The 26,608-nt window shown below is 74.5% G+C and carries 16 protein-coding genes; 4 read left to right on the top strand and 12 right to left on the bottom strand.

The features are described from left to right. A complete protein-coding gene (locus CRM73_RS10755; protein WP_229587673.1) occupies positions 1-1,701 on the top strand; it encodes a phospho-sugar mutase in 1,701 nt (566 codons plus the stop codon). A gap of 12 nt (positions 1,702-1,713) precedes the next feature. On the opposite strand, the gene CRM73_RS10750 is transcribed toward CRM73_RS10755, so the two are convergent. The 3 genes from CRM73_RS10750 to nirD all read right to left on the bottom strand — a co-directional run bounded on the left by CRM73_RS10750 (position 1,714) and on the right by nirD (position 4,670). After that, on the bottom strand, positions 1,714-2,979 hold the full coding sequence (locus tag CRM73_RS10750; protein WP_095651386.1) for a heparan-alpha-glucosaminide N-acetyltransferase domain-containing protein: 1,266 nt from the start codon (positions 2,977-2,979) through the stop codon (positions 1,714-1,716). A 203-nt stretch (positions 2,980-3,182) separates the two neighbouring features. Continuing rightward, positions 3,183-4,220 (bottom strand): hypothetical protein, encoded by a 1,038-nt coding sequence (locus tag CRM73_RS10745; RefSeq protein ID WP_229587671.1) that lies wholly within the window; start codon positions 4,218-4,220, stop codon positions 3,183-3,185. 48 nt (positions 4,221-4,268) lie between these two features. Further along, positions 4,269-4,670 carry a nitrite reductase small subunit NirD gene (gene nirD, locus CRM73_RS10740; protein ID WP_095651385.1) on the bottom strand — a complete coding sequence of 134 codons (402 nt, stop codon included), beginning with the start codon at positions 4,668-4,670 and terminating at the stop codon, positions 4,269-4,271. A 226-nt stretch (positions 4,671-4,896) separates the two neighbouring features. Here nirD and nirB point away from each other — a divergent pair, with 226 nt between their 5' ends. Continuing rightward, complete coding sequence (gene nirB / locus CRM73_RS10735) at positions 4,897-7,515, top strand: nitrite reductase large subunit NirB (protein WP_229587669.1); 2,619 nt, start codon at positions 4,897-4,899, stop codon at positions 7,513-7,515. Positions 7,516-7,597: 82 nt separating this feature from the next. On the opposite strand, the gene CRM73_RS10730 is transcribed toward nirB, so the two are convergent. Continuing rightward, positions 7,598-8,788, bottom strand: coding sequence for a heparan-alpha-glucosaminide N-acetyltransferase domain-containing protein (locus CRM73_RS10730; RefSeq protein ID WP_229587667.1), 1,191 nt, complete (start codon positions 8,786-8,788; stop codon positions 7,598-7,600). Between the two features lie 284 nt (positions 8,789-9,072). Between CRM73_RS10730 and CRM73_RS10725 the strand changes: the two genes are divergently transcribed. After that, positions 9,073-10,215 (top strand): uroporphyrinogen-III synthase, encoded by a 1,143-nt coding sequence (locus CRM73_RS10725; RefSeq protein WP_229587664.1) that lies wholly within the window; start codon positions 9,073-9,075, stop codon positions 10,213-10,215. Here the strand turns inward: CRM73_RS10725 and CRM73_RS10720 are convergent. From CRM73_RS10720 to CRM73_RS10690, 7 genes are all read right to left on the bottom strand, one after another. Beyond that, on the bottom strand, positions 10,197-11,420 hold the full coding sequence (locus tag CRM73_RS10720; protein WP_229587662.1) for a heparan-alpha-glucosaminide N-acetyltransferase domain-containing protein: 1,224 nt from the start codon (positions 11,418-11,420) through the stop codon (positions 10,197-10,199). The genes CRM73_RS10725 and CRM73_RS10720 overlap by 19 nt on opposite strands. 165 nt (positions 11,421-11,585) lie before the next feature. Beyond that, positions 11,586-13,187, bottom strand: coding sequence for an FAD-dependent oxidoreductase (locus CRM73_RS10715; protein ID WP_229587660.1), 1,602 nt, complete (start codon positions 13,185-13,187; stop codon positions 11,586-11,588). After that, positions 13,184-15,337: a molybdopterin oxidoreductase family protein gene (locus CRM73_RS10710; protein ID WP_229587658.1), complete on the bottom strand. Its 2,154-nt coding sequence runs from the start codon at positions 15,335-15,337 to the stop codon at positions 13,184-13,186. The genes CRM73_RS10715 and CRM73_RS10710 overlap by 4 nt, the downstream gene beginning before the upstream one ends. 47 nt (positions 15,338-15,384) lie before the next feature. Continuing rightward, entirely contained in the window at positions 15,385-16,794 is a 1,410-nt protein-coding gene (locus CRM73_RS10705; protein ID WP_109243361.1) for an MFS transporter, read from the bottom strand. Positions 16,795-17,124: 330 nt separating this feature from the next. Beyond that, positions 17,125-18,345 (bottom strand): heparan-alpha-glucosaminide N-acetyltransferase domain-containing protein, encoded by a 1,221-nt coding sequence (locus CRM73_RS10700; RefSeq protein ID WP_229587656.1) that lies wholly within the window; start codon positions 18,343-18,345, stop codon positions 17,125-17,127. Beyond that, on the bottom strand, positions 18,335-22,309 hold the full coding sequence (locus CRM73_RS10695; protein WP_229587677.1) for a Pls/PosA family non-ribosomal peptide synthetase: 3,975 nt from the start codon (positions 22,307-22,309) through the stop codon (positions 18,335-18,337). The genes CRM73_RS10700 and CRM73_RS10695 overlap by 11 nt, the downstream gene beginning before the upstream one ends. 431 nt (positions 22,310-22,740) lie before the next feature. Then, positions 22,741-23,781, bottom strand: a complete 1,041-nt coding sequence (locus CRM73_RS10690; protein ID WP_229587654.1) for a hypothetical protein — start codon at positions 23,779-23,781, stop codon at positions 22,741-22,743. 199 nt (positions 23,782-23,980) lie between these two features. Here CRM73_RS10690 and CRM73_RS10685 point away from each other — a divergent pair, with 199 nt between their 5' ends. Then, complete coding sequence (locus tag CRM73_RS10685; protein ID WP_229587675.1) at positions 23,981-25,435, top strand: amino acid permease; 1,455 nt, start codon at positions 23,981-23,983, stop codon at positions 25,433-25,435. 151 nt (positions 25,436-25,586) lie between these two features. Here the strand turns inward: CRM73_RS10685 and CRM73_RS10680 are convergent, their stop codons facing one another. Next, positions 25,587-26,309 (bottom strand): CbiX/SirB N-terminal domain-containing protein, encoded by a 723-nt coding sequence (locus tag CRM73_RS10680; protein WP_229587652.1) that lies wholly within the window; start codon positions 26,307-26,309, stop codon positions 25,587-25,589. Positions 26,310-26,608 lie beyond the last annotated feature (299 nt).

Below are 26,608 nucleotides of genomic sequence, written 5' to 3'. Positions count from 1 at the left end.
GTGTGCTCTTCCGATCTCACCCGCGCCGAGCTGGCAGCCCTCGTCGAGGCGGCCGCAGCCGGTGACGCCGCAGCACGGGCGGAGCTGGCCGACCGCTTCTCGGGCACCCTCCAGTTCGGCACCGCCGGGCTGCGGGCGGCCCTGGGCGCCGGGCCGATGCGGATGAACCGGGTGGTGGTGCTGCGCGCCGCGGCGGGGCTGGCCGCCCACGTACTGGCCGTGCAGACCCCGGCGGACCGTGCGGCGGGCTCCGCCCGGCCCCGCGCGGTGGTCGGCTACGATGCCCGGCACGGCTCCGAGGTCTTCGCCCGGGACACCGCCGCGGTGTTCACGGCCGCCGGCATCGAGACGCTGCTGCTGCCCGCGCCGCTGCCCACGCCCGTCCTGGCGTGGGCGGTGCGGGCCCTCGAGGCGGAGGTGGGCGTCATGGTCACCGCCAGCCACAACCCGCCGGCGGACAACGGCTACAAGGTCTACCTCGGCGGCCGGGCCGTGGAGCCGGAGGCCCGCGGCTGCCAGATCGTGGCCCCGCACGACCGGATGATCGCCGAGCGGATCGCGGCCGTCGGGCCCGTCGAGGACATCCCCCGGGCGCAGGACGGGTGGACCGTCCTGCCCGCGAGCGTCGAGCAGGACTACCTCGACGCCGTGCTCCCCGCCGTGGTCACCGCCGTCGCGGGCGCCGGACGTCCCCTGCGGGTCGTCCTCACCCCGCTGCACGGGGTGGGCGGGCGCACGACGACGGAGGCCCTGCGGCGGGCCGGTCTCGCCGACGTGCACGTGGTCCCGGAGCAGGCGGAGCCGGACCCGGACTTCCCCACGGTCGCGTTCCCCAATCCCGAGGAGCCCGGCGCCCTGGACCTGGCCCTGGCCACCGCCCGCGCCGTGGGCGCGGACCTCGTCCTGGCCAACGACCCCGACGCGGACCGGGTGGCCGTGGCGGTCCCGGTGCCCGGGGCCGACGTCGAGGATTCGGCGCAGGGCTGGCGGATGCTGCGCGGCGACGAGGTCGGCGCGCTGCTCGGCCACGCCGCGGCGGCCCGGTGCGCGGGCCGCGAAGGCGCCGTGTTCGCGAACTCCATCGTCTCCTCCCGCCTGCTGGGGCGGATCGCCGCCGCGGCGGGGATCGCGCACCAGGAGACCTTGACCGGCTTCAAGTGGATCGCCCGCGTCCCGGGGCTCGCGTTCGGCTACGAAGAGGCGCTGGGCTACTGCGTGGCGCCGGAGGTGGTCAGGGACAAGGACGGGATCAGCGCGGCCGTGGCGGTGGCGGTGCTCGCCGACGAGCTGCGCGCGCAGGGCCGGACCCTGCTGGACGTGCTGGACGACCTCGCCCTGGCCCACGGGCTGTACGCGACCGACCAGCTGAGCATCCGGGTGGCGGACCTGAGCCGCATCCCGGTCATGGCGGCCGCCCTGCGGGACGCCCCGCCCGCGGCACTGGGCGGCTCCGAGGTGGTCGAGGTCGCCGACCTCGCCGCCCCGGGGACGGGGCTGCCGCCCACCGAGGGACTGCGCCTGCTCACCGCGGACGGCACCCGGGTGATCGTGCGCCCCTCCGGGACGGAGCCGAAGCTCAAGTGCTACCTCGAGGTGGTCGCCCCGGTGGCCGGCCGGGCCGCGCTGCCCGCCGCCCGGGCCGAGGCGCAGGAGCGGCTCGGGCGGATCCGCGCCGAGCTCGAGGCCGCACTGGGCCTCTGACGGCGCACGGGCTCAGGTGGCCGGCGGCCGGACCCCGTCCCCGCCCCGGGCGAGGACCCGGCGCGAGACGGCCTTGGTCGACCGGGTGACCACCTTCTCCAGCGGGCCCTGGCCCAGGGCCCGCCGCCACAGCAGGGCGAACACCGTGAACACCACGATCTGGCCGGCGGTCCACGCGGCGGGCGCGAGGTCGTAGTACTCGGGCCAGAGGATGAGCAGGTGGGCCGTGTAGAGCGTGAACGTCATCGCGCCCGCCGCAGCGAGCGGCGCGAGGACCCTGCCGGCCACGCGCTCCAGGAGCAGGCAGATGCCGAGGACGGACAGTGCAAAGCCCACGTTGAGCACCAGGAAGAACGGCGTGTTCGTGTGCGGGGTCGAGATCAGCAGCCACCACAGGGTGTCGGTGGGCAGCGTGGGGTCCCCGCCGAAGACGAGCACCTCGTCGATCTCCGACTCGTCCATCCAGGGCGTGCCCTCGGCGATGGCCTCGTAGCCGCCGAGCACCCGCAGCGCGAGGGCGGAGGACGACCACGCGAGCAGCGCGACCGCCGCCCCGACCGTCACGAGCAGGGTCTGCACCTTGCGGCTGGTGAGGTCCGTGCGTCCCACGGCGAGTCCGGCCAGCAGGAACGCCATCCAGGGCAGCGCGGGGTAGACGCCGGTCAGGAGCAGCTGGGAGAGCACGGTGCCCGGGTCGACGACCAGGTCCACGAGGCTCGGGTTCTCGTACTCGAGGCCGGGCAGCACGTCGACGGACCACTGCATGAGGAAGGGCGCGACGAGCGCGAAGAGCGCGGCGCACACCAGGAGGGACCGGGTCCGCAGGCGCAGGAAGGGCACGGCGAGCAGGAAGAGCATCCCGTAGTAGATGAGGATGTTGCTCACCGGCAGCTCGAGGAAGCCGAGGAGGAAGCCGACCAGGGCAATCAGCCCAGCCCGTGCGGCCAGGGCCCACCGGGAGGCCGTCATCCGCAGTCCCGTGCGAGGGGTGCGCCCACCGGAGGCGAAGGCCAGGCTCACCCCCGCCAGGGTGGCGAAGAGCGCGGCCGAGTGGCCGGCGAACAGGGTCCAGGACAGGTTCGCCTCGCCCGTCTGCTCGTCCCACGAGGGCAGCGTGTGCACGGCGACCATGCCGAACAGGGCCAAGCCGCGGGCGGCGTCGACGCCGGTGAGCCGGCGGGTCGTCCGGGGGGCCCCGGCGGCGTCGCGCCCGGGTCCTTCCGTCGGGACACCGGTGGCGGTGGCCGTCCCGGCCGGCGGCGTGCGTTCTGCGGACATGCGGTTCCCCCACGGATCGATCGGTTCGGGCACCCGTGCCGGTCCCGGCCCCGTCCGCGCCCCCCGGCACGGCGCCCGGCGCCCGCCCGCCCGTCGTGGACGACGGGCTCGCGGCGCACTGGTGCACGCCTGAGCTTACTAGAGCAAACGCGGAGCGGATCCCCGGCCGGGGAAAAACCCAGGACCCCCCGGCGAGGGGCACGTCAGGACTGCTCCTGGGAGCCCTCCTCGGCGGCGTTCAGCGCACGCTGGAGGATGCGGGCGTACGGCAGCCCGAAGTGGTCCACGCCGTCCCGGTACCGGATGCGGGCGCGCTCGAAGCCCTGCTCCTCGTACCAGTGGTGCCCGTCCCACGCCGCGGACACGGCGTCGAACTCTGCCTGCGGGTCGGTCCCGTCGTCCTCCGTGCCCACGTCCCAGCGCAGGCGCAGCTCCTGCAGCTGCTCGGAGGTGGGCTCCGCGGAGGGCCGGTCCGGGGCCTGTCCGCCGCCCATCATGATCGCGCCGCCGCCCGGGACGAGGTCCACGTGGTCCGCCAGCAGCTCCTGGCTGATGAACTGGGCCCCGCCGGAGTACCCGGTCAGCCAGGTGCGGGAGCGGTCGATGTCGTACTCGGGCTCGAGCCGCTCCTCGACGAGCGAGAGGAACCACTGCGCGTTGAGGTCCCGCTCCTCCCACCAGGTGATCTCCCCCGCACGATCGGGGGTCCGCGGGACCACCAGCAGCATGTTGTGCTCCCGCGCGACCTCCGCCAGGCAGGAAGCGGTGTACTGGGGGTTCTCGTACTCGAAGGCGCCGTCCCCGTGGAAGTGGTACACGACGCCCACCGGCCGGTCCCAGTCCAGGTCCTCGGCGAAGACGTGGTAGGAGCTGGTGATCCCGTCGTGCTCGTGCTCGAGCTGGAAGCGGTCCTCCCGCTCCTCCCCCGGGCCGAACACGCGCGCGTCCAGCACGGCCCCGTCCGTGGGCCCGCCGGGGCCGCGGGCCGTGACCCGGACGCCGTCGAGTCCGTAGCGGGCGCACGAGACCGTCTCGGGGGCCTCGGCCTCCGGGGTCTCCTCGTCCCGGCCGACCAGGAGCGCCACGGTCGTGACGAGCAGGAGCACCAGCGCCAGGGCGCCGGCCCCGAGCAGGCGCAGCCGCCGCCGGGCACCCCGGGACGTCGCACCGCGGTGGCGGTGCCGGTGCGGCAGCCAGGACCAGGGCCACCGGGGACCGCTCCGAGGGTGTTGTCGTGTCACCCGGTCATCTTACGAAGGAGTACCTGGGAGAACCCCGACGACGTGCCGTCAGCGGGGCAGCCCGACGAGCACCCGCCCGTCGCGCACTTCGGCCGGGTGCACCGGCAGGGCGGGGCCGTCCCCGGTGAGGCACAGCCCGGTCGCGAGGTCGTAGACCTCCTTGTGCAGCGGCGAGGCAACCGTGACGGCCGAGCCGCGGGAGCCGAGGATGCCTCGCGCCATGACGCAGGCCCCGGTGCGGGGATCGCGGTGGTCGGCCGCGAGCACCGTGGTGGCGTCCACCCGGTACAGCGCCACCTGGCGGCCCGCCACCCGGGCGGCCTCGCCCCACAGCGGCTCGAGGTCCGTCAGGGCGCACACGTCGTGCCACTCGGTGCCGGCGGCACGGCTCGCCGCGTCCACCGCGGTCACGGTCGTAGTCGCGGTCGTGGTCGGGGTGAGGGTCGTCATGAGGGGCCTCCTGCGGCTCGGCGGAACGTCGTGCTCGACGTTAGGCGGGGCGGATGACGGGCGCGCTCCAGGGCCGTTTCGCCCCGGTCAAAGCCCGCTCACACGGAGCCGGGGCCCCGGTGAGGGAAGCGAAAAGCGACCGGAACGGCGGGGCAACGGCGGGGCAATCCCGTCTCCCTAGAGTCGGAGCAACGCCCCAGCCGCCCGCCAGCTCCCGGAGGTCCCCGTGCCGCGCTCCCCCTTCTCCCCGCAGTCCCCCCAGCACGTCGTCGTGGTCGGCGGCGGCCCCGCCGCCCACCGCTTCGCGGAGGCGGTGCTGTCCGCGGAGGACCACCACGTGCGCCTCACCGTGTTCGCCGACGAGCCGTGGGTCCCCTACGACCGCGTCCAGCTGTCCAAGGCGCTGACGGGTCCCGCGGGCGCCGTCGACCTCACCCTGGGCGGGGGCACGGTGTGGCAGGACCCGCGGGTGGACCTGCGCCAGGGCGTGAAGGCCCGGGAGATCGACCCCGCGGCCCGCACGGTCGCCGCGGCGGACGGGACCGTGACCGGCTACGACGGGCTCGTCCTCGCCACCGGCTCCGACGCCGCGCGCCTGGACGTCCCCGGCGCCCACCACGCCTTCGTCTACCGCACCCTCGACGACGTCGCGGCCATCCGCGCCGAGGTCGAGCGGCTGCGCGCCCGCTACGGGCGCACCCCGCGCGGCGTGGTCATCGGCGGTGGTCTGCTGGGCCTCGAGGCCGCGGGCGGGCTCCAGGAGCTCGGCGCGGAGGCCACGGTGGTGCACTCCCGCAAGTGGCTGATGAACGCGCAGCTCGACGAGGGCGCCGGCCGCTCCCTCAACGCCCTCATCACCGCGCGCGGCGTGCGCCTGCACCTGGGCGAGCGCCCCTCCGGCGTGGGGCTGCGCAAGTCCGACGGCGAGGTGTGCGCCATCGAGTTCCGGGACTCCGCCGACCTCGAGGCGGACCTGGTCATCGTGGCCACCGGCATCCGGGCCCGGGACCGGCTGGCCTTCAACGCGGGCGTCGCGACGGCCCCGCGCGGCGGCGTGGTCATCGACGAGGCCTGCCGCACCTCCGCGGAGCACGTGTGGGCGATCGGCGAGGTCGCCTCCTGGAACGGGGAGTGCCTGGGGCTCGTGGCCCCCGCGAACACCATGGCGGAGATCGTCGCCGACCGGCTGGCCGGCGGGCGCTCCACGTTCGACGGCTTCGACACCGCGACCAAGCTCAAGCTCTCCGGCGTGGACGTGGCGTCCTTCGGCGACGCCTACGGCGAGACCGAGGACTGCCTCGAGGTCGTCTACGCGGACCCCGCCCGCGGGATGTACCAGAAGGTCGTGGTCACCCAGGACGCGCGGACCCTGCTGGGCGGGGTGTTCGTGGGGGACGCCGAGCCGTACAACGCCCTGCGCCCGCTGCTGGGCCGGGAGCTGCCCGGTGAGCCCGGCGCCTACCTCTCCGCCTCCGGCGTGGACGCCCCGGCCGGGGACCTGCCCGACGACGCCGTGATCTGCTCCTGCAACAACGTCACGACCGGGGCCGTGCGGGAGCAGATCTCCTGCGGCGTGCACGAGATCGGCGAGCTCAAGAAGTGCTCCCGGGCCGGCACACAGTGCGGGTCCTGCGTCCCGATGCTCAAGAAGACCCTGGACCTCGAGCTGGCGAAGGCCGGCGTGGAGGTCTCCAGGGCGCTGTGCGAGCACTTCGAGCTCTCCCGCGCCGAGCTCTTCGAGGCCGTGCGCGCCCTGGACCTGTCCTCCTGGGACGAGGTGGTGGCCCGCTTCGGCACGGGCCTGGGCTGCGACATCTGCAAGCCCGTGGTCGCCTCCGTGCTCGCCTCCCAGCGGGACGAGTACGTGCTCGACTCCGGCCGGGGCGCCCTGCAGGACACCAACGACCGGGCGCTGGCCAACATGCAGAAGGACGGCACGTACTCCGTGGTCCCGCGCGTGCCGGCCGGGGAGATCACCCCGGAGAAGCTCATCGTGCTCGGCGAGGTGGCCCGGAAGTACGGGCTCTACACCAAGATCACCGGGGCCCTGCGCGTGGACATGTTCGGGGCCCGGCTCGAGCAGCTGCCGGAGATCTGGCGGGAGCTCGTGGACGCCGGCTTCGAGTCCGGGCAGGCCTACGGCAAGGCGCTGCGCAACGTGAAGTCCTGCGTGGGCTCCACGTGGTGCCGCTACGGGGTGCAGGACTCCGTGGGCATGGCCGTGCGGCTGGAGCTGCGCTACCGGGGGCTGCGCTCGCCCCACAAGTTCAAGATGGGCGTCTCGGGCTGCGCCCGCGAGTGCGCCGAGGCCCGCGGCAAGGACGTGGGCATCATCTCCACGACCGACGGCTGGAACCTCTACACCGGCGGCAACGGCGGCGCGAACCCCGCCCACGCCCAGCTGCTGGCCCAGGGTCTGGACGACGAGACCCTGGTCCGGTACATCGACCGGTACCTCATGTACTACATCCGCACCGCGGACCGGATGCAGCGCACGGCCCGGTGGCAGGAGGAGCTCGACGGCGGGATCGACCACGCGCGCGCCGTCGTCGTCGAGGACTCCCTGGGCATCGGCGAGGAGCTCGAGGCCGCGATGGCCCGGCACGTGGACCGCTACGAGGACGAGTGGGCCGCCACGCTGAAGGACCCCGAGCGGCTGCGCCGCTTCCGCTCCTTCGTCAACGACGCCGCCCCGGACGACTCCCAGGACTACGTGCTCGAGCGTGGTCAGCGCCGCCCCGCGACCGACGCCGAGCGCGCCGCCGCCGAGGCCGGCGACGGCCCCGTGCTGCTGACCGGTCCGCGCATCCCGGTGCGCGAGGGCGCCGCGACCCCCGGGGCCTGACGCGGCCCCGGACCGCCGACGGGATGCGCCCGGCTCGAGCTCCCAGCCGGAACCGGGCGGGAGGTGGCTGCGGCGCCGGGGGTCACGTCCGCTGGAGCCGGCCCTGCCGGTGGAGCACGGTGCGGCGGGCGGCGTCCCCGCCGGCGTCGAGGACCCGCTCCAACGGTCCCCGGCCCAGCGCCCGGTGCCAGCCGACGGCGAGCAGGACGGCCGCCCCCAGGTGGGCGACGGACCAGATGACGGGGAGGTCGTACCGGACCTCGACGGACAGCGCCACCAGGTGGGCGGTGTACACGCTCAGGCCCATCGCCCCCACGACCGACAGCCGCAGCGACCACGCCCCGGACCTGCGGGAGACCAGCAGACAGCCCCCCAGCACCAGCAGTGCCACGCCCAGGCCGGCGGCGATCGCCCACACCCCGTCGACGGGCCACGGGTCCGGGCCCCGCACCAGCACCTCGGCCAGCTCGTCCGCGCCCGTCCCGCCGGTCGCCGGCACCCGGTCGTGACCGCCGAAGGCGTGGGGGAAGAAGAGGGCGGCGGTCCGTGCGAGGACGACCAGACCCGCCCCCGCCGCCAGCAGACGGATCTGGATCCCCGTGTCGCGCAGGTTCATCCGCCCCACCCCCAGCCCGACCAGCAGACAGCTCAGGTACGGCAGGGCCGGGTAGGTGCCGGTCACCAGCAGCCGGGAGACCGTCCCGCCCGGCTCCGCCGGCACGTCGGCGAACGCGGGGTGGGCGGAGGCGGGTGCCGGGAGGACGTCCGTCACGCCCTGCACCAGCAGCGGGCCCACCATCCAGAGGACCGCCGCGCAGACGAACAGCGCCGTCGTGGACAGGCGCAGGAACGGGACGGCCAGCACGAAGAGCACCCCGCAGCAGATCAGGAGGTTGTCGGCCGGGGCGTCCCCGGGCATCAGAGCCCCGAGCCCCAGGCCCACCACGGCGAGCAGCACCGCCCGCACGGCCAGCCCCACCCGGTCGGCGGCCAGCCATCGGCCCCGGTGCGGGAACCGTCCCCCGGACCCGAGCGCCAGTCCCACCCCGGCCAGCAGGATGAACAGTGCCGCCGAGGCCCCCGAGAGGAGGAGGTGCGGCCAGGCCGGTGCCGGGGTCACGGCGTGGTGGCCGGGCAGGACCTGCACCGCCATCAGCCCGATCAGCGCCAGCCCGCGGGCCGCGTCGAGGCCCGTCCACCACGCCGGGGACCTGCGGGCACCGCCCGTGGCATCGGCCGGGGCGGAACGCTCCGTTCCGGACGTCCACCTCATGACTCCCCCGTCCTCCCGCACCCGCCCCGGCCCACCCAGGGTCCGGACCCGAGCCGCATCCGAGGTCCCAGTGCTGCGGGACCTTTCCGGATCCAGGATCTCTGCTGCACGTGGCGCTCCCGTTGCGCGGACCTCACGATTTCGTGAAGTCCGCGGGCCCCGCCGTGCACGCCAGCGGGACCTCCGGCACGCCGCTGTCGCAGCACGGTGTCCGTGGGGCAGGTGGTGCGGAATCGGAAACCTGGGGTAACACCGTGGTCACAGGACCGACCTACGCTCGGAGCATGACCGCCGCACCCACCGCCCCCGCACCCGGTGACCACGGCGCGCCCGGCGCGCTCGGGGAACTCACCGGGTTCCGCGTCGGCGTGACGGCCCACCGCCGCGCCACGGACTTCATCGCCGCCCTGGAGCGCCGCGGCGCGCAGGTGGTGCACGCGCCCGCCCTGATGATCTCCCCCGTGGCCGAGGACACCCGGGTGGTCGAGGACACGCGCACGCTGCTCGCCCACCGGCCCGGGATCATCGTGGTGACCACCGCCTACGGGCTGCGCCGGTGGTTCGAGGCCGCGGACGCCGCGGGTCTCGGGGAGGACCTGCGGGACGCCTTCCGGGCCGCCCGGGTGCTCACCCGCGGGGCGAAGGCCCGGGGCCAGGTGCTCTCCCTGGAGCTCGAGGACGCGGAGGTCTCCGAGGACGAGCGAACCTCGTCGGTGGTCGACCGGCTCCTGGCCGACGGCGTGGCCGGCGCCCGCGTGGCCGTCCAGCTGCACGGGCTGACGGACCAGATCCAGCTGGAGCGGCTCGTGGCCGCCGGGGCGCAGGTGGACACCGTCTCCCCCTACCGGTGGCTCTCCGCCGACGACGGCGAGCGCCTGCCCGGCCTGATCCGCGACGTGTGCGAGCGCCGCCTGGACGTGCTCACCTTCACCGCCGCTCCGGCCGTGGACTCCCTGTTCAGCACGGCCCAGGAGATGGGCCGCTACGAGGACCTCGTGGACGCCCTGCGCACGGACGTCACGGCCGCCGCGGTGGGACCCGTGTGCGCCGGGCCCCTGCTGGAGGTCGGGGTGGAGCCGCTCGTGCCGGAGCGCTACCGGCTGGGGGCCCTGGTCCGGGCGGTGTGCACCCACGCGGTCGAGGAGCGCACGCTGGTGGTGCCCACCCGGCACGGGACGCTGCGGCTGATGAGCACCGGCGCCGCCCTGGAGGGCGTGTTCGTCCCGCTCTCCGATGCCCAGGTCGCGGTGCTGCGGGCGCTCGCGGCGCACCCCGGGGCGGTGGTGTCCCGGGGGCAGCTGCTGTCCGCGGTGCCGGGCCTGGAGACCGAGCACGCCCTGGAGATGGTGATCTCCCGGCTGCGCCGGATCCTGCCCGCTCCCCTGGTCGCCACCGTGATCAAGCGCGGCTACCGGCTGGACCCCTGAGCCACGGCCCGGCGGACCGGCCGGACCACCGCGTTCATCGTCCGCTCCAGCGGGCCCCGCCCGAAGGCCCGCTGCCAGGCGAGGGCGAACAGCACGGAGAGCACCAGGCTCGCGATCAGCCAGAGCAGGGGCGCGGTGTGGAAGAGCTCGAAGGACAGGAACACGAGGTGCGCCGTGTACAGGGTGAGGCTCATCGCACCCACGGCCGTCACGGGCAGCAGCCAGGCGCTGTGCCGGCGGGCCAGGAGCAGGCAGGTGCCGACGACGGCCAGGCTGACCCCGAGGCTCCACGCCACGGAGAACGGGGTGTTGACGTCCGGGGTGGTGAGCACGAGCCACCACGGCGTGGTCGTCGGCAGCGTGTCCTCGGGGCCGTAGGTCAGCAGGCTCTCGAGCTGCGCCACGGTGAGGTCCGGGTCGCTGAACAGCAGCTTCGTGTAGACGTCCCCGGCGTAGAGCAGCTGCCGCGAGACCAGCTTCGCGGTCACCGCGAGGACCGTGCCCACCACGACCAGCCGGACCTGGACCTCCCGGCGGCGGAGGTTGAGCCGGCCGATGGCCAGGCCCGCCAGCAGGTAGGCCAGGTACGGCAGGGCGGGATAGGTCCCCGTCAGGAGCAGCTGGCCGAGCACCGCGAGCGGCTCGGTGACCAGGGTGACGAAGGTCGGGTTGTAGGAGGAGAAGCCCGGCAGCGCGTCCCCGGCGAAGTGGAGCAGCAGCGGGCCGGCCACCAGGGCGGCGCCCGCGCCGAGGAACAGGGCCCGCGGCCCGAGCCCCAGGAAGGGCAGGGCGAGCAGGAAGTACGCGGCGAAGTAGATCAGGATGTTGTAGGCCGGGGGCTCCGGCGGCATGAGGTGGCCGATGACCAGCCCCAGGATCAGCAGCAGCAGGGCGCGCACCGCGATGCCGGCCCGGGCGGCCGTCATCTCGCGGCCGCGGAGCGGGCGGCGCCCGCCGGAGGTGAGCGCCAGCCCCGTGCCGGCCAGCAGGGCGAACAGGGCCGGGGAGTCGCCGGGGAACAGGATCCACGTCACCGTGGGCCGGCCCGTGGCGGCGTAGGACACGGGCAGGATGTGCACGCACATGATGGCCACGAGCGCCAGCCCGCGGGCGGCGTCGAGGCCCACCAGGCGCCTCGAGGACCGCGGTGCGGCGCCGCGGGAGGCGGCCGCCGCGGGCCGGTGCTCGGTGGGGCGCTCCCTCATGGATGGTCGTCCTGTTCGTCGGTGCAGGCCCGCGCGGTCGGGCGGCGGGCGCGACCATCTTCGCACCCCGGGGCACCCCGACCAATCGTGACGGGCCGGTGGCGCTGTCCACCCTTGTGCGGGAGCACACGCCGGTGCGGTGGCCTCCGGCGGCACGGGGCGCGCTCAGACCGCGGCGGCGTGCTCCTCGACGAGCCGGCGCACCGTGTCCGTGCAGCCCCCGCAGCCGGTCGAGGCGCGGGTGGCGCAGCTGACCTCCTCGAGGGTGGCGGCGCCCTGCCCCACGGCGTCGGTGATCCGGCCCATCGTGACGCCGGCGCAGTGGCAGACCGTGGACTCGGGCGTCAGCCGGGTCTCCTGCTGCGCCCCGGCGTCCGGGCCGTCGAGGCGCAGCAGGACGCCGGGGTCCTCGGGCACGGGCTCGCCGCGGTCGTGGAGGAGCCCGATCTCGGCGGCGGCGCGGGGCAGGCCGAGCACGATGTAGCCCTCGAGCGTGCGGTCGGGGCGCAGCACGAGCTGGGCGTAGGTCCCGGCCGAGCCGTCCGCCCACTGCACCACGGTCCCGCCGTCCGGGCGGGGCTCCCAGGGCAGGCCCCCGACCGTCCCGGCACAGGCGAGCTCCACCTGGTGGGCCTTGAGCCGCACCGCACCGGCGGGACCGGTGGTGAGAGGGGCGAGCACGGCCGTCCCGCCCTCGGCCACGGCGTCCAGCTCGGCGCGGATCCGGGCGGCCAGCCACTCGGCCTGCCGCCAGCCGGGACCGATCAGACCGGACGGGCCCATGCCGTCCCGGCCGGGGCAGACCCGGCAGGACGGGTCCCTGCACAGGATCTCGGCGCAGTCCCCCACCGCGAAGACCCGCTGCTCCACGTCGGCCTCGAGCTCGTGGTCGACCACGATCCCGCGGGCCGTGCGCAGCCCGGCGCCCTCGGCGAGCTCCGTGCGCGCCGTGACGCCGATCGACAGCAGCAGCAGCTCGCCCGGCAGGGTCCGGCCGTCCTCGAGCACGAGCCCCCGGAAGGACCGGTCCTCGTCGAGGCAGACCTCGCGCGCCTGGGCGCCGGAGACCACCTCCACGCCGGCCTCGGCGAGCGCGCGGCCCAGCAGCGCGCCGCCGGGGGCGTCGAGGGAGCGGGTCAGCACCCACGCCGCGTGGTGGACCACGGTGACCGGGCACCCGGCCTCGCGCGCCGCGAGCGCGGCCTCGAGCCCGAGCACGCCGCCGCCCAGGACCACCACGCGGCCCCGCCGTTCGACGACGGCGCGCACGGCCCGGGCGTCCCGCAGGTCGCGCAGCGCCGTGACCCCGGCGGGCAGGTGCTCGTAGGCGCCGGGGTCCGGGTTGATCCCGCGCAGCACGGGCAGGTTCGGGCGGGCCCCGGTGGCCAGGACCAGGCGGTCGTAGCCGAGCTCCCGGGTCTCCCCCGTCGGCCCGTCGGTGAGCCGCAGGACCCGGCGGGAGCGGTCGATCCGGGTGACCTGCGTGCCGAGCAGCACGTCGATCCCGGAGCGGGCCAGGAGTTCGGGGTCGGCCAGGGCCATCGTGGCGCGCTCGGTGCGGCCCATGGCGTGCTCGCCGATGAGCACCCGGTTGTAGGCGGGGTCGGTCTCCCCGCCGATCACGGTGAGGCGGATCGTGCCCGCGGCGGCGAGGTCGGCGACGTCGTCGACGAAGCGGGCGGCCACGGGGCCGAAGCCGATGACGACGACGTGCTCGCCGGGCCGCATCGGGGTGCCGTGGGCACGGGTGGGGCGGTGCACGGTCATCGGGTCGTCTCCTCGGCGTCGATCGCCCGGACGGTCACGGAGCCGGCCTTGAACTCGGGCATGGCCGAGACCGGGTCCACGGCCGTCGAGGAGACGAGCCGGTTGGCGGTCTGGGTCCCGGCGTAGTGGAAGGGCAGGAACACCGTGTCCGGGCGGATGTCGGTGCTCAGCTCGGCGCGGGCCACGGCCCGGCCGCGGGCGCTGGTCAGCTCCACCGCCGCGCCGTCGCGGATCCCGTGGGCGGCGGCGGTCGCGGGATGGATCTGCATCATCGACTCGGGCCGGGCCGCGTGCAGCGAGGGCACGCGGCGGGTCTGGTTGCCGGACTGGTAGTGCTCCAGCCAGCGGCCGGTGGTCAGCGTGAGGGTCCCCGCCGTGTGCAGAGGCTCCCGCCGGTGCCCGGGCGGGCTCGGGTCCACGGCCCGGCCGGCGGCGCGCGGGCGGACCGGGACGAGCACGGCCCGTCCGTCCGGGTGGCCGAAGCGGTCGAGGAAGACCCGCGGCGTGCCCGCGGACGCCCCGGCGGGGTGCGGCCACCAGCAGGCCTCGCCGGCGTCCAGGGCCGCCCAGCCGATCCCCGAGTAGTCGGCCTTCCCGCCGGCCGAGGCCCGGCGCAGCTCCTCGAAGACCTCCTCCGGGTCGGGGCTGAACGTGCCCGGGGCCTCGAGCCGGCGGGCGAGCTCGGCCATGATCCACAGCTCGTCCCTCGCCCCCGGCGGCGGGTCGAGCGCGCGGCGGCGGCGCAGCACCCGGCCCTCGAGGTTCGTCATGGTGCCCTCCTCCTCGGCCCACTGCAGCACCGGCAGGACGAGGTCGGCGAACTCGGCGGTCTCGGAGAAGAAGAAGTCGCAGACCACCAGGAAGTCCAGGGCCTGCAGCCCGCGGACCACGGCGTCGGTGTCGGGGGCGCCGATCACCACGTTGGAGCCGTTGACCCACAGGCAGCGGACGCCGTGATCGGTGCCGAGGGTGGTCAGCATCTCCGCGGCCGGGATCCCGGCGCCGGGCAGCTCGGCCGGGTCCACGCCCCACACCCCGGCCACGTGCGCGCGGGCGGCGGGGTCCGTGATGCTGCGGTAGCCGGGCAGCTGGTCGGCCTTCTGCCCGTGCTCCCGGCCGCCCTGCCCGTTGCCCTGCCCGGTCAGGGTGCCCCAGCCGGAGCCCTCGCGCCCGGGCAGCCCGAGGAGCAGGGCCAGGTTGATCGCGGCGGTCGCGGTGTCGGTGCCGTCGACGTGCTGCTCCACCCCGCGCCCGGTGATCACGTAGGTCCCCTTCCGCGCCCGGGCCAGCAGGCGGGCGGCCCGGCGGATCCGCTCCGCCGGGACGCCGGTGACCTGCTCGACCCGCTCGGGCCACCACGCGTTGATGCTCGTCGTGAAGGCCTCCGAGCCGGTGGTGCGCCGCTCGAGGTACTCCCGGTCCGCGAGGCCCTCGTGCAGGACCACGTGGGCCAGCCCCAGCAGCAGCACGAGGTCGGAGCCGGGGGTGGGCTGCAGGTGCAGTCCGCCGTCGTCGTCGGTCATCCGGGCCGTGGCGGAACGGCGGGGGTCGACGACGACGAGGCCCCCGTGCTGCCGGGCGTGCTGCAGGTGCTGGACGAACGGGGGCATGGTCTCGGCGGGGTTCGTGCCCAGCAGCAGGACGGTGTGGGCGTCGTCGAGGTCCGTCACCGGGAACGGCAGGCCCCGGTCCAGGCCGAGGGACCGGTTGGCGGCAGCCGCGGCGGAGGACATGCAGAACCGGCCGTTGTAGTCGATCCGCGAGGTCCGCAGGGCCACCCGCGCGAACTTCCCCAGCTGGTAGGCCTTCTCGTTGGTCAGCGACCCGCCGCCGAAGATTCCCACCCCGTCCCGGCCGTGCCGCTCCTGGACGGCCCGGAACTCCGCGGCCATCCGGTCCAGGGCCGCGGCCCAGGACACCTCCTGGAAGACGCCGTCCGCCCCGCGCAGCAGCGGCGCGGTGAGCCGCGCGGGGTCGGCGAGCAGCTCCGCCGACGTCCAGCCCTTCCGGCACATCCCGCCCCGGTTGGTGGGGAACTGCCGGGCGGCGACCTCCGGGTAGCCCTGCGCCGCGGCGGCCGCCGAACCGGTGTCCAGGGTCATGGCGCACTGGAGGGCGCAGTACGGGCAGTGGGTGGCCGTGGTGCTCATGCGGGCGGTTCCTCCTGGTGTCGGCGGGGCGGGGCGGGGCTGCGGGCTCAGATGTGGCTGTCGCCCATCTCGGTGCCCCGGCGGAGATAGCAGCACCAGGTGACCGCGAGCGCCACCACGTAGAAGGCCACGAAGCCGTAGAACGCCGCGCTGTAGGCCCCGGTGGTGCTGTTCGAGAGGTTCAGCGCCTGCGGGATCAGGAAGCCGCCGTACGCGCCGACCGCGCCGATCAGCCCGAGGGCGGCCGAGGCCTTGCGCTCGGTGGAGACCGCCGCGTCCTGCTGCTGCCGCAGCCCCAGCACCCGGTAGATCGAGGGGATCATCCGGTAGGTGGAGCCGTTGCCCATGCCCGCGGCGGTGAACAGCAGCAGGAACAGGCCGAGGAACAGCCAGAAGTTGGCCAGCGGCAGGGTGAGCACCACGGCGAGCGCGAGCAGCGCCATCACCGCGAACACCGCGACCGTCATGGGGGCGCCGCCGAAGCGGTCCGCGAGCCGGCCGCCGTAGGGGCGGGAGACCGAGCCGACCAGGGGGCCGAGGAACGCCAGGGACAGCGCCGCGGCGCCCACGCTGAAGGACGAGAACTCCGGGAAGGTGTCCGCGATCAGCTTGGGGAACACGCTGGAGAAGCCGATGAAGGAGCCGAACGTGCCCACGTAGAGGAAGGACATGATCCAGAAGTGCGGCTCCCGGACCGTGGCCAGGGACCCTGCGACGTCCCCCTTGGCGTGGGAGAGGTTGTGCATGTGCTTCCGGGCGCCCCACGCCGCGAGCAGGATGAACGGCACCCAGATCCACCCGGCGAGCGGGAGGTCCAGGGCCCCGGCCGCGAGGACGGTGACCGCGATCGGGACGAGCAGCTGGGCCACGGCCGTGCCGAGGTTGCCGCCGGCGGCGTTGAGCCCCAGGGCCCACCCCTTCTCCCGCACGGGGTAGAAGTAGGTGATGTTGGCCATCGAGGAGGCGAAGTTGCCGCCGCCGAAGCCGGCCGTGGCCGCCAGGAGCAGCATGACTGCGAACGGCGTCTCCGGGTTGCCGACCGCCAGGGCTAGGCCCACCGTGGGGACCAGCAGCAGCAGGGCCGAGACGATGGTCCAGTTCCGGCCGCCGAACCGGCCCACCATGAACGTGTAGGGGATGCGCAGCGTGGCGCCCACCAGGGACGGGATGGAGATCAGCCAGAAGATCTGGGAGTCGCTGAAGGCGAAGCCCGCCGCCGGCAGGTAGATCACCGTGATGGCCCACAGCTGCCAGACGGCGAAGCCGAGGAACTCCGCGAAGATGGACCACTTCAGGTTGGTGCGCGCGATCGGGCGGCCGGTGGACTCCCAGAAGTCGGGGTCCTCGGGGCGGTAGCCGTCCAGCCAGCGGCCGGGGCGCTCCCGCAGGGCGAGCGGCGGGGGCGCCGGGGTGCCGGTTGCCGTGGTGGCCGGGTCGGGATGCAGTTCTGAGCTCACGGGTGACCTCCTGGGCGAGCGGGGCGGAGCACGGCGACGGCGGCGTGCGGTGCTCCCACGCTACGAACCCCGTGTTTCGGTCCCCGACGGCGGGAGTAACGCCTCGATGCACTTCCACTCACAGCGCCGCAGGACCCCGTGTGAGGTCCCCGGCCCTCTGCCTCCCAGGCCGCGCCGAGTCCCCCCTCGCCGACGCCCTCATGCAGCGAGTCCCCCAGGTGCTCGCAATCCCCCCGGATCGGATGGGGGGATTTGCGAGCACCTGGGGGACTCGACGGTCACGGCCGGGGCAGGGCCGCGGGGCCGGGGCCGCGGCGCCGGGGCCGCGGGTCAGCGGGCGGCGACTCTTCCGGCGATGCGCTTCGAGGTGCGGGCCACCAGCTTCTCGAGCGGGCCCTGGCCCACGGCGCGCTGCCACGCGACGGCCAGGAGGCCGAACACGGCCACCTGCATCCAGAACCAGAACCCCGGGTGCAGCTCATAGACCCCGGTGCCGAGGAACAGCAGGTGCAGGGTGTAGAGCGTGAACGTCATGGACCCGGCGGCCGCCAGCGGCGTGAGCGCCTTGCCGATCAGCCGGGCCAGGAGCAGGAACGCTCCGAGGGCGAACGCGGCCATGCCGAGGCTCAGGAGCAGCGCCACGGGCGTGTTGCTGTGCGGGGCCGGCACCATGAGCCACCACAGGGTGGTGGTCGGCAGGGACGGGTCCGGGCCGAAGACGAGGATCTCGTCGATCTGCTCCTCGGTCAGCCACGGGGTGGCCTCCCAGATCCGGTCGTAGACGCCGAGGGCCAGCAGCGCCCCCATGGACACCGTCCAGGAGAGCAGGGCCAGCGCCGCGCCGGCGCCCACGAGCCACAGCTGCACCCGCCGGCTCGTGAGGTTCATCCGGCCCAGGGCGATCCCCGCGCACAGGTACGCCATGTACGGCAGCGCCGGATAGGTGCCGGTCAGCAGCAGCTGGGAGAGCACGGTGACCGGGTCGGTGACCAGGTTCCACAGGGTGGGGTTGCCGTACACGTGCGCGGGCAGGACGTCCACGGCCCACTGCATCAGGAACGGGGCCAGCGCGGTGAACGCCGCCGCGCTGATCAGCAGGTGCCGGATGCGCAGGCCCAGGAACGGGATGGCGAGCAGGAAGAACATCCCGTAGTAGATGAGGATGTTGTCCACCGGCAGGGCCACGAAGCCCACGAGGAACCCGACGAGGGCGATCACCGCGGCGCGGCCCACCAGTCCCGCCCGGTCCCCGGCCAGCCGCCGGCCCGTGTGCGGGGTGCGGCCCCCGGAGAGGAACGCGAGGCTCACCCCGGCGAGGGTCGCGAAGAGGGCGGCCGAGTGCCCGGCGAACAGGGACCAGCTCAGGGAGGCGCGCTCGTTCTCCGCGTCCCAGAACGGCAGGGTGTGCACGGCGACCATCCCGAGCAGGGCGAAGCCCCGGGCGGCGTCCACGCCGACCAGCCGCCGCCGGGTGCGCCGCCCGGAGGCGCCGGGGACGTTGAGCACCGCGGTGCCCCCGCCGCGCGTGGCGGCCGCGTGCTCAGCGCTCACGGGTGGCACCTCCGGCGGGAAGGGCCTCGGCGTGCAGCGGGCGGATCGGGTTGCCGCCCCAGGTGCTGCCGGCGGGCACGGTCTCCTGGGCCATGACCAGGGAGCCGGGGCCCACCGTGGCGCCGGCCTCCACCGTGCTGCCGGGCAGGACGAAGCTGTTGGGCCCCAGGGTGGAGCCCGCCTCCATCGACACCGGCTGCAGCCGCATGATGCGGTCGTGGAACAGATGGGTCTGGAGCACGGTCCCGCGGTTGACGGACGCGCCGCGGCCCAGGTGCACCAGGTCGAACTCGGGCAGCCACCAGGTCTCGCACCACACGCCGCGCTCGATCTTCGCGCCCATGAGCCGGGCCCAGGCGTTGAACACCGGGGAGCCGACGGCCAGCCGGATCAGGCCGGGCACGGCCAGGGACTCCGCGAAGGTGTCGGCGAGCTCGTTGCGCCACACGAAGGAGCTGAACAGCGGGCGCTCGCCCTCGCGGAAGCGGCCCATGAGGGCCCACTTGACCAGCACGGGGATGAGGGCGGCCACCACGCCGGCGGCGAGCACCACGGGCGTGGCCCACAGCAGCGCCGAGACGATGCCGTCGAGCCCTCCCCCGGCCCGCATGTACACGGTGGTGAGCACGAAGACGATCGCGAGGTCGATCCACGCGGTGACCATGAAGGGCACGGCGCGCAGGAACTCGACGAGCGTGCGGGCCACGACCAGGCGCCGGCGGGGCCGGTAGGTGACGGCCTCGTCCGCGGTGTCGGTGACGCGGCTGATCGGCTCCGGCAGCCGGCCCAGCCAGGAGGTGCCGCGCTCGGCGTCGGCCGGGGCGGAGGAGAGCACGGCGACCAGGGAGTCTTCGGGGACGTCCCGGTCCGGGCCCACGATCGCGGAGTTGCCCACGAAGGAGCGTTCCCCCACGGTCGAGGGGCCCACGTGGATCCAGCCGAAGCCGGTCCGGGCGGAGCTGACCATCGAGTGGTCGGCCATGAAGGAGCCGGACTCGAAGGTGGTGAGGTGCGGCAGGGTCTCCACGGTGGAGATCTCCACCTGGCTGCCCACCCGGGCGCCCAGCAGCCGCAGGAAGAACGGCGTGGCGATGGAGGCGTAGACCGGGTAGGTGGAGACGAGGCTCTTCTGCAGCAGCACGCCCGTGAGCCACACGGCCCAGCCCACGGTGCCGTCGGCGGGGTGGTGGCCGGGACGGATCAGCAGGGCGAGCGCGCGCACGATCAGCACGAGCAGGGCGAGGTAGACGAGGACCGTGAGCACGGCGAAGACGGGCACCCACAGGGCCATGACGGGGAAGACGAGCTCGTAGAGCTCGAGCCCGCGCACCTGGGTGAAGACGATCAGCGCACCGGGGATCACGGCCAGCACGGGCAGGATGCCGACCGTGCCGAGACCCAGGGCGTAGAGCAGCCCGGTGAGGAGCCGGTTGCTGCGGCCGGGGGCCCACTCGAGCCAGGACTCCCCGGCGGGGCCGAGGTCCACGAGCGGGGAGCCGCCCTGCAGGCGGCCGGCGGGGACGGTGCCGGTGACGTGGGAGCCGGGGTCGACCTCCGCGCCGGCCTCGACCACCGCGCCCGGGCTCAGGAGCGTGCGGGTGCCGACCCGGGCGTTCTCGCCCACGGTCACGCCGCCGAGGTGGAAGACGTCGCCCTCGAGCCAGTAGCCGGAGAGGTCGACCTCGTGCTCGATCGCGGCGCCGTCGCCGATGCGGGCCATGCCGCTGACGGGGGGCATCGTGTCGAGGTGGGCGTGGCGGCCCAACCGGTTGCCGAGCAGGCGGAAGAACAGCACCATCACGGGGGCGCCCATGAGGGGCTCGAACTTGTTGAAGATCAGGACCCGCTCGGCCATCCAGACCCGCAGGTGGGTCCAGGAGCCGCGGGCGTGGGCGCCGGGGCGCAGCCGGAAGGTCAGCAGCCGGATGAACAGCGCGGTGAGCACCAGCCGGCCGGGCAGGGCGAAGAGCACGAGCCAGCCGAGAACCAGGGGCAGCAGCGGCGGGTTCGGGACCCAGCCCGCACCGAGCACGTTGAAGAGCAGCCACACGACGATCGAGGCGCCCAGGACGTACCGCAGCCCCGAGACGGCGTAGAGGGCCGTGAGGAAGGGGATCTGCACGAGACCGTTCCAGCGGGGGACGTCCGCCACCCGGCGCTCGCGCGCGGCGTCCTGGGCGACGACGTCGACGGGCGCCAGCGTGGTCAGGTACTGGTGCATCCCGGCGAGCGTGGGGTGCCGGTAGATCTCGGCGATCGCGGCGTCCGGGTGGGTGCGGCGGATCTCGGAGACGAGCTTGGCCACCGCCACGGACGTGCCGCCGAGGACGAAGAAGTCGCTGTCCTCGTCGATGGGCAGGGGGCCGAGCTGGTCCGCCCACAGGGCGGCGAGCCACTCGAGCTCGGCGTCGATCTGCGAGGCCTCCGCGGCGGCGCCGGCGGAGGGCAGCGGCCAGGGCAGGGCCTTGCGGTCCACCTTGCCGGAGGTCTTCAGGGGCAGCTCGTCCATCAGGGTCAGCGCGGGCACCATCTGGCCCGGCAGCCGGTCGGCGAGCAGGCGGCGGGCGTCGGCGAGGTCCACCGAGCCCGGGGCCTCGGCCACGAGGTAGCCCACGAGGACCTGGTTGCCGGCCGGGGTGGTGTGCACGGCGGCGGCGCCGGCCTGCACGCCGGGCAGCCGCGACATCTGCTCGTCGATCTCGCCCATCTCCACGCGCCGGCCGGAGATCTTGACCTGGTCGTCGGCGCGGCCCACGAAGACGATGCCCTCGGGGTCGGCGCGCACGAGGTCCCCGGAGCGGTAGGCCCGCTCCCAGCCCAGGGTGTCCATGGGCGCGAACTTCTCGGCGTCCTTGGCGGGGTCCAGGTAGCGGCCCAGCCCCACGCCGCCGATGATCAGCTCGCCCTCCTCGCCCCACCGGACGGGGTTGCCGGAGGTGTCGACGATCGCCAGCTCCCACCCGGGCAACGGCAGGCCGATTCGCACCGGCGGCTCGCCGGTGAGCACAGCGCCGGTCGCGATGACCGTGGCCTCGGTGGGGCCGTAGGTGTTCCAGACCTCGCGGCCGGGGTGCACCAGGCGGGCGGCGAGCTCGTTGGGGCACGCCTCCCCGCCGAAGATGAGCAGGCGGATGCGGCTCAGCGCCTCGGCCGGCCACATCGACGCGAGCGTCGGCACCGTGGAGACGGCGGTGATGTCCCGCTCGACGAGCCACGGGCCGAGGTCGGTGCCCGAGCGCACCACGGCGCGGGGGGCGGGGACGAGGGCGGCGCCGGAGCGCCAGGCCAGCCACATCTCCTCGCACGAGGCGTCGAAGGCCACGGAGAGCCCCGCCATCACGCGGTCGCCCGGGCCCAGGGGGCGCCGGGGCAGGTAGAGCTCGGCCTCGGCGTCCACGAGGGCGGCGGCCGAGCGGTGGCTGATCGCCACGCCCTTGGGCTTGCCGGTGGACCCGGAGGTGAAGATGATCCAGGCGTCGTCGCCCGTGCCGGGCTGCTGGCAGTCGGCGCCCGCGCGGACGCCGGTGCGGGGCCGGAGGGAGAGGTCCGCGCCGTAGACGGCGCACACCGAGGCCTCCTCCCAGACCGTGTTCGCCCGCTCGTCCGGGTCGTCGAAGTCGACCGGGACGTAGGCGGCGCCGGCGAAGATCGTGCCGAGGACGGCCACGTAGAGGTCCACGGTCCCGGAGGGGACGCGGATGCCCACGCGGTCCCCGCGGCCGATGTCGAGGTCCCACAGGCGCTGGGCCTGGGCCTCGACGCGCTCGAGGAACTCGGCGTAGCTGAGCACGGTGGTCCCGTCGTCGAGGGCCACCGCGTCCGGGTGGCGCGAGACGGTGTCCATGACGATGTCCACGAGGGTGCGCGGGGCCGGCGCGGACGCCACGGGGAAGACGGCGCGGCCCGGGACCTGCGGCATGGGCTGCGTGTGCAGGGCGCGGTCGAGGACCTCGCCGTCCTCCATCGGGTCCTGCTCCGGGTAGCGGTCCTCGAGCAGGTGCCGACCGCCTCCCTGGCGGGTCGAGCCGCTGCGCGTGGTCGGGCGCACTGTCATTGAATCCCCCATCGACTTCACTGCCGCTGCGGATCTGCACAGCGGCCGGTGCCGACAGGAAGGACGGGCCCAGGGACCGGACGGACCGGACGGAAGGCACCCGGGAGCACGCGCGCCGGATCAGCGCGGTGCCGTGAGTGAGTGTTCGGCCGTGATGCCCCCGCATCGGCCTTCCCCCTGAGCCGGCTCCCCTGCCAGCTTTGCTTACTGCACCGTACGGTCGGTGCTATTGCATATGCAAGCCGAACGGGGTGTCGCGGCGCCGTCCCGGAGCCCCCGCCCCGCCCACTGCGCCGCGCCATTCCGCCGATCTCCCACTGACCTGGGACGACGACGAGAGATCAGTCACGTCCGCCGGTCGGGGCCCCTCCCGACGGCTCTGCCGAGGGGTCGGGCGAGAGCTCCGCCGAGCGCTCTGCCGGGGACTCCCCGGCGGTCATCGCGGCGTCGAGCACCCGGGCCTCGGGCAGCTCGAAGTGGTCCACGCCCTCGCGGTAGCGCACGCTGGTCCGCGCCCAGCCGGCGTCCTCGTACCAGGCGTGCCCGGCGGCCGCCGCGGAGAGCGCGTCGAACGGGGCGTAGGGGTCGGTGCCGTCGTCCTCGAGGCCCACGTCCCAGTGCAGGACGAGCTGCTCGAGCTGCTCCTCCGTCGGCTCCGAGGTCCCGGTGGACGGCGCCCCGCCGCCGCCGGAGAGCACCGCGCCGCCACCCTGCAGGAAGTCCGCGCGGTCGGCCAGCAGCTCGTAGCTGATGAACTCGGCGCCGCCGGAGTAGCCGTGCAGCCACGTGCGGGAGCGGTCGAGGTCGTACTCGGCGAAGATCTCCTGCTCGGCGAGGGCCTCGAACCAGTCGGCGTTGCCGTCGAGGTCCTCCCACCAGGTGGGCTCGCCCTGCCGGTCCGGGGTGCGGGGGGCCACGAGCACCGCGTTGTGCGAGCGCGCGACCTCCGCGAGACAGGACACCTTGTGCTCCGGGTGCTCGTACTCGTAGGCCCCGTCCCCGTGCAGGCGGAAGACCACGCCGACCGGCTCGCTCCAGTCGATGCCGTCGGCGAAGACGTGGTAGCTGCTGGTCGTGCCCTCGTGCTCGAAGGTCACGTCGAGCCGGTCCGAGGTCCCCTCCGCCCAGCGCAGTCCGCCGGAGAGCACCGGGCCGGTGCTGAGCGGGCGGGCTCCGCCGCGCGGGGCGATGCTCACGTCCTCGAGGCCGTAGGGGGCGCAGGAGACCTGCTCCTCCGGCCCCGGGGCCGGCGTCCACGCCCACCGGACGGCGAGCGTCGCGGCGACCAGGGCCAGGAGGGCGCCGGTGAGAATGGCCACATCCACGACCCAGCGGGATCCGCGGCGCGGCGCGGCCTCGCCCGGATCCGCATGCGTTTTCACCCGTCCATCCTAGGCGGAAGCACGGCCGGTGGCCTCCCGCCGAATTTCGGTTTCGCAACCGGTCCCCCATAATCGGCCAGGACCGTTCGGGGGGACGGCGCCCCCCACTTCCTCCTTCCGGGTCCGTCCACCGCACCAGAGGAGAAGATTCCGCGTGACCACCACCGCACGCCCTCGGGCCGAGCAGAGCGCTCCTGAGATCCAGGAGCAGCCGCCGGCCCAGGACAGGCTGCGCCGCAGCCTCAAGCCCCGCCACCTGACCATGATCGCGATGGGCGGCGCCATCGGCACCGGCCTGTTCGTGGCCTCGGGCAACACCATCGCCACCGCCGGGCCGGGAGGGGCGCTCCTGGCCTACGTGGTCATCGGCTTCATGGTCTTCCTGCTCATGCAGAGCCTCGGCGAGATGGCCACCTACCTGCCCGTCTCGGGCGCGTTCGAGGAGTACTCGACCCGCTTCGTGAGCCCGTCCTTCGGCTTCGCCATCGGCTGGAACTACTGGTACAACTGGGCGATCACCGTGGCCGCAGAGCTCGTGGCCGCCGCGCTGATCATGCGCTACTGGTTCCCCGACTCGCCCTCCTGGATCTGGTCCGGGTCCTTCCTGGCCATCCTGTTCGCCCTCAACGCGCTCAGCGCCCGGGCCTACGGCGAGAGCGAGTTCTGGTTCTCCCTCGTCAAGGTCGTCACGATCGTGCTCTTCCTGGGGCTCGGCATCCTGATGATCGTCGGCATCCTGGGCGGCGAGTCGCCCGGCTTCGAGAACTGGACCACCGGGGAGGCGCCCTTCGTGGGCGGCGGCCTCGGCATCCTGGCGATCTTCATGGTGGCCGGCTTCTCCTTCCAGGGCACCGAGCTCGTCGGCGTCGCCGCCGGCGAGGCGGAGAACCCCGAGAAGAACGTCCCGCGCGCCATCCGCACCGTGTTCGTGCGCATCCTGCTCTTCTACGTGGGCGCCATCACCGTGATCGGCTTCCTCATCCCCTACACCAGCCCCAACCTGCTCACCAACGGCGTCGAGGACATCTCGATCTCCCCGTTCACCCTCGTCTTCCAGAACGCGGGCGTGCTGGCGGCGGCCTCCGTGATGAACGCGGTGATCCTCACCGCCATCCTCTCGGCCGGCAACTCCGGGCTCTACGCCTCCACCCGCATGCTCTGGGCGCTGGCCGACAGCGGCAAGGCCCCCAGGTTTCTCGCGAAGGTCAACCGCCGCGGCGTGCCCATGAACGCCCTGCTCGCCACGACCGGCGTGGGAGCCGCCTGCTTCCTCACCACCTTCATCGGGGACGGGGACGCCTACGTGTGGCTGGTCAGCGCCTCGGGGCTGGCCGGGTTCATCGTCTGGATGGGCATCGCCTGGAGCCACTACCGGTTCCGCAAGGCGTACACGGCCCAGGGCCACGACCTCGCCGATCTCCCCTACCGGGCACGGTTCTTCCCGCTCGGGCCCCTGGTGGCGCTCGTGCTGTGCGCGGTGGTGATCCTCGGGCAGAACTACCAGGCCTTCATCGGCGACATGGACCTCATGGCCGCCCTGACCGCCTACATCGGCCTGCCGCTGTTCCTGGCCCTGTGGTTGGGCCACAAGCTGGTCACCGGCTCGACGATGGTCCGCTACGAGGACGCCGACCTCACCCGCCCCCGCGTCTGACCCTCGCCCTGCCCCACTCGCCCCGCCGAGCCCCCACACTCCGGGCACCATTTCCGCCGAGTCCCCAGTGCTGTGGCAGTTCCCCAAACTCAATCTGGGGATCTGCGACGGGACTGGGGACTCGGCGCATTCGGGAGTGCAGGCCGAGGCCTCAGGCCACCGAGCGGTAGCGAGCAACGACCACGTCCACCAGTTCGGCGGGGACCTCTCCCTCCGGCACGGCCAGGGGGTCGGTGTCCACGTCCGCGCCGGCCCTCCGGGAGAGGTCCAGGAAGTAGCCGGGCGCCAGGAGGTAGTTGGCGACGACGACGCGCCCCCCGTCCGCCAGGCCGGCCCGGGCGGAGGACACCGCCTCGGCCACGCGCGGGCGGGCGGCGGCCAGGTAGGACACCGCGACGGGCCGGCCCAGTTCCTCGGCCAGCAGGTCCGCCACCGCGGCGCAGTCCACCACCGCGCGGCGGTCGGAGGAACCGGCGGTGGCGAGCACCACGGCGTCGTGCTCCGCCAGCGGGGCCCCGGCGGCCGTGCACGCCTCGTGCACTCGCCGGGCGAGCAGCCGGGCCAGCGCCCGGTCCGGGCCCAGGGCGGCCGAGACCCGGTGGAGGTCGTCGGCGGCGACCGCCTCGGCCACGTCCACGTAGACGTGGTAGCCGGCCGAGAGCAGCAGCGGCACCACCACCGCGGGGCGCCCGGCGTACTGCTCGGTGCGCTCGGCCAGGTCGGGAGTCTGCACGTCCACCCACGTGGGCACCACCTCGACGTCCGGCAGTTCGGCAGCGACGGCGTCCACGAGGCGCTGCACGGCGGTGCGCCCGGACGGGGAGCTGGTGCCGTGGGCGCAGGCGAGCAGGACGGGGGCGTCGGAGGTCGTCATGGCTCCCAGCCTACGAAACAGAGCCCGTAGCGGTCGCCGGCGTCACGCGACGTCACGGGGGCAACCGTGCTGTAACACGCGTGCCGCATCCTGGTAGTGGCGGCCGGCCCGCCATGACCCCCGCTCTCCCCCTGGAGGACCGCATGCTGTTGACCGCCGACCTCACCGGAGTCCCGGTGCTCGTCCTCGGCGCCCCGGACGACGCCCGGCGCGCCCGGCGCCGTTACGAGGCGGCCGGCGCCGCCGTCCGTGCCGTGGCCGAGCCCGCGCTGCTCGGCCCGGCGGACCTCGCGGGCGTC

It is taken from the genome of Kocuria sp. CCUG 69068 (genome assembly GCF_020833785.1).
GTDB classification, from domain to species: domain Bacteria; phylum Actinomycetota; class Actinomycetes; order Actinomycetales; family Micrococcaceae; genus Kocuria; species Kocuria rosea.
Note: the sequence above shows the minus strand (reverse complement) of the source record. Positions and strands in the feature narration are given on the sequence as shown.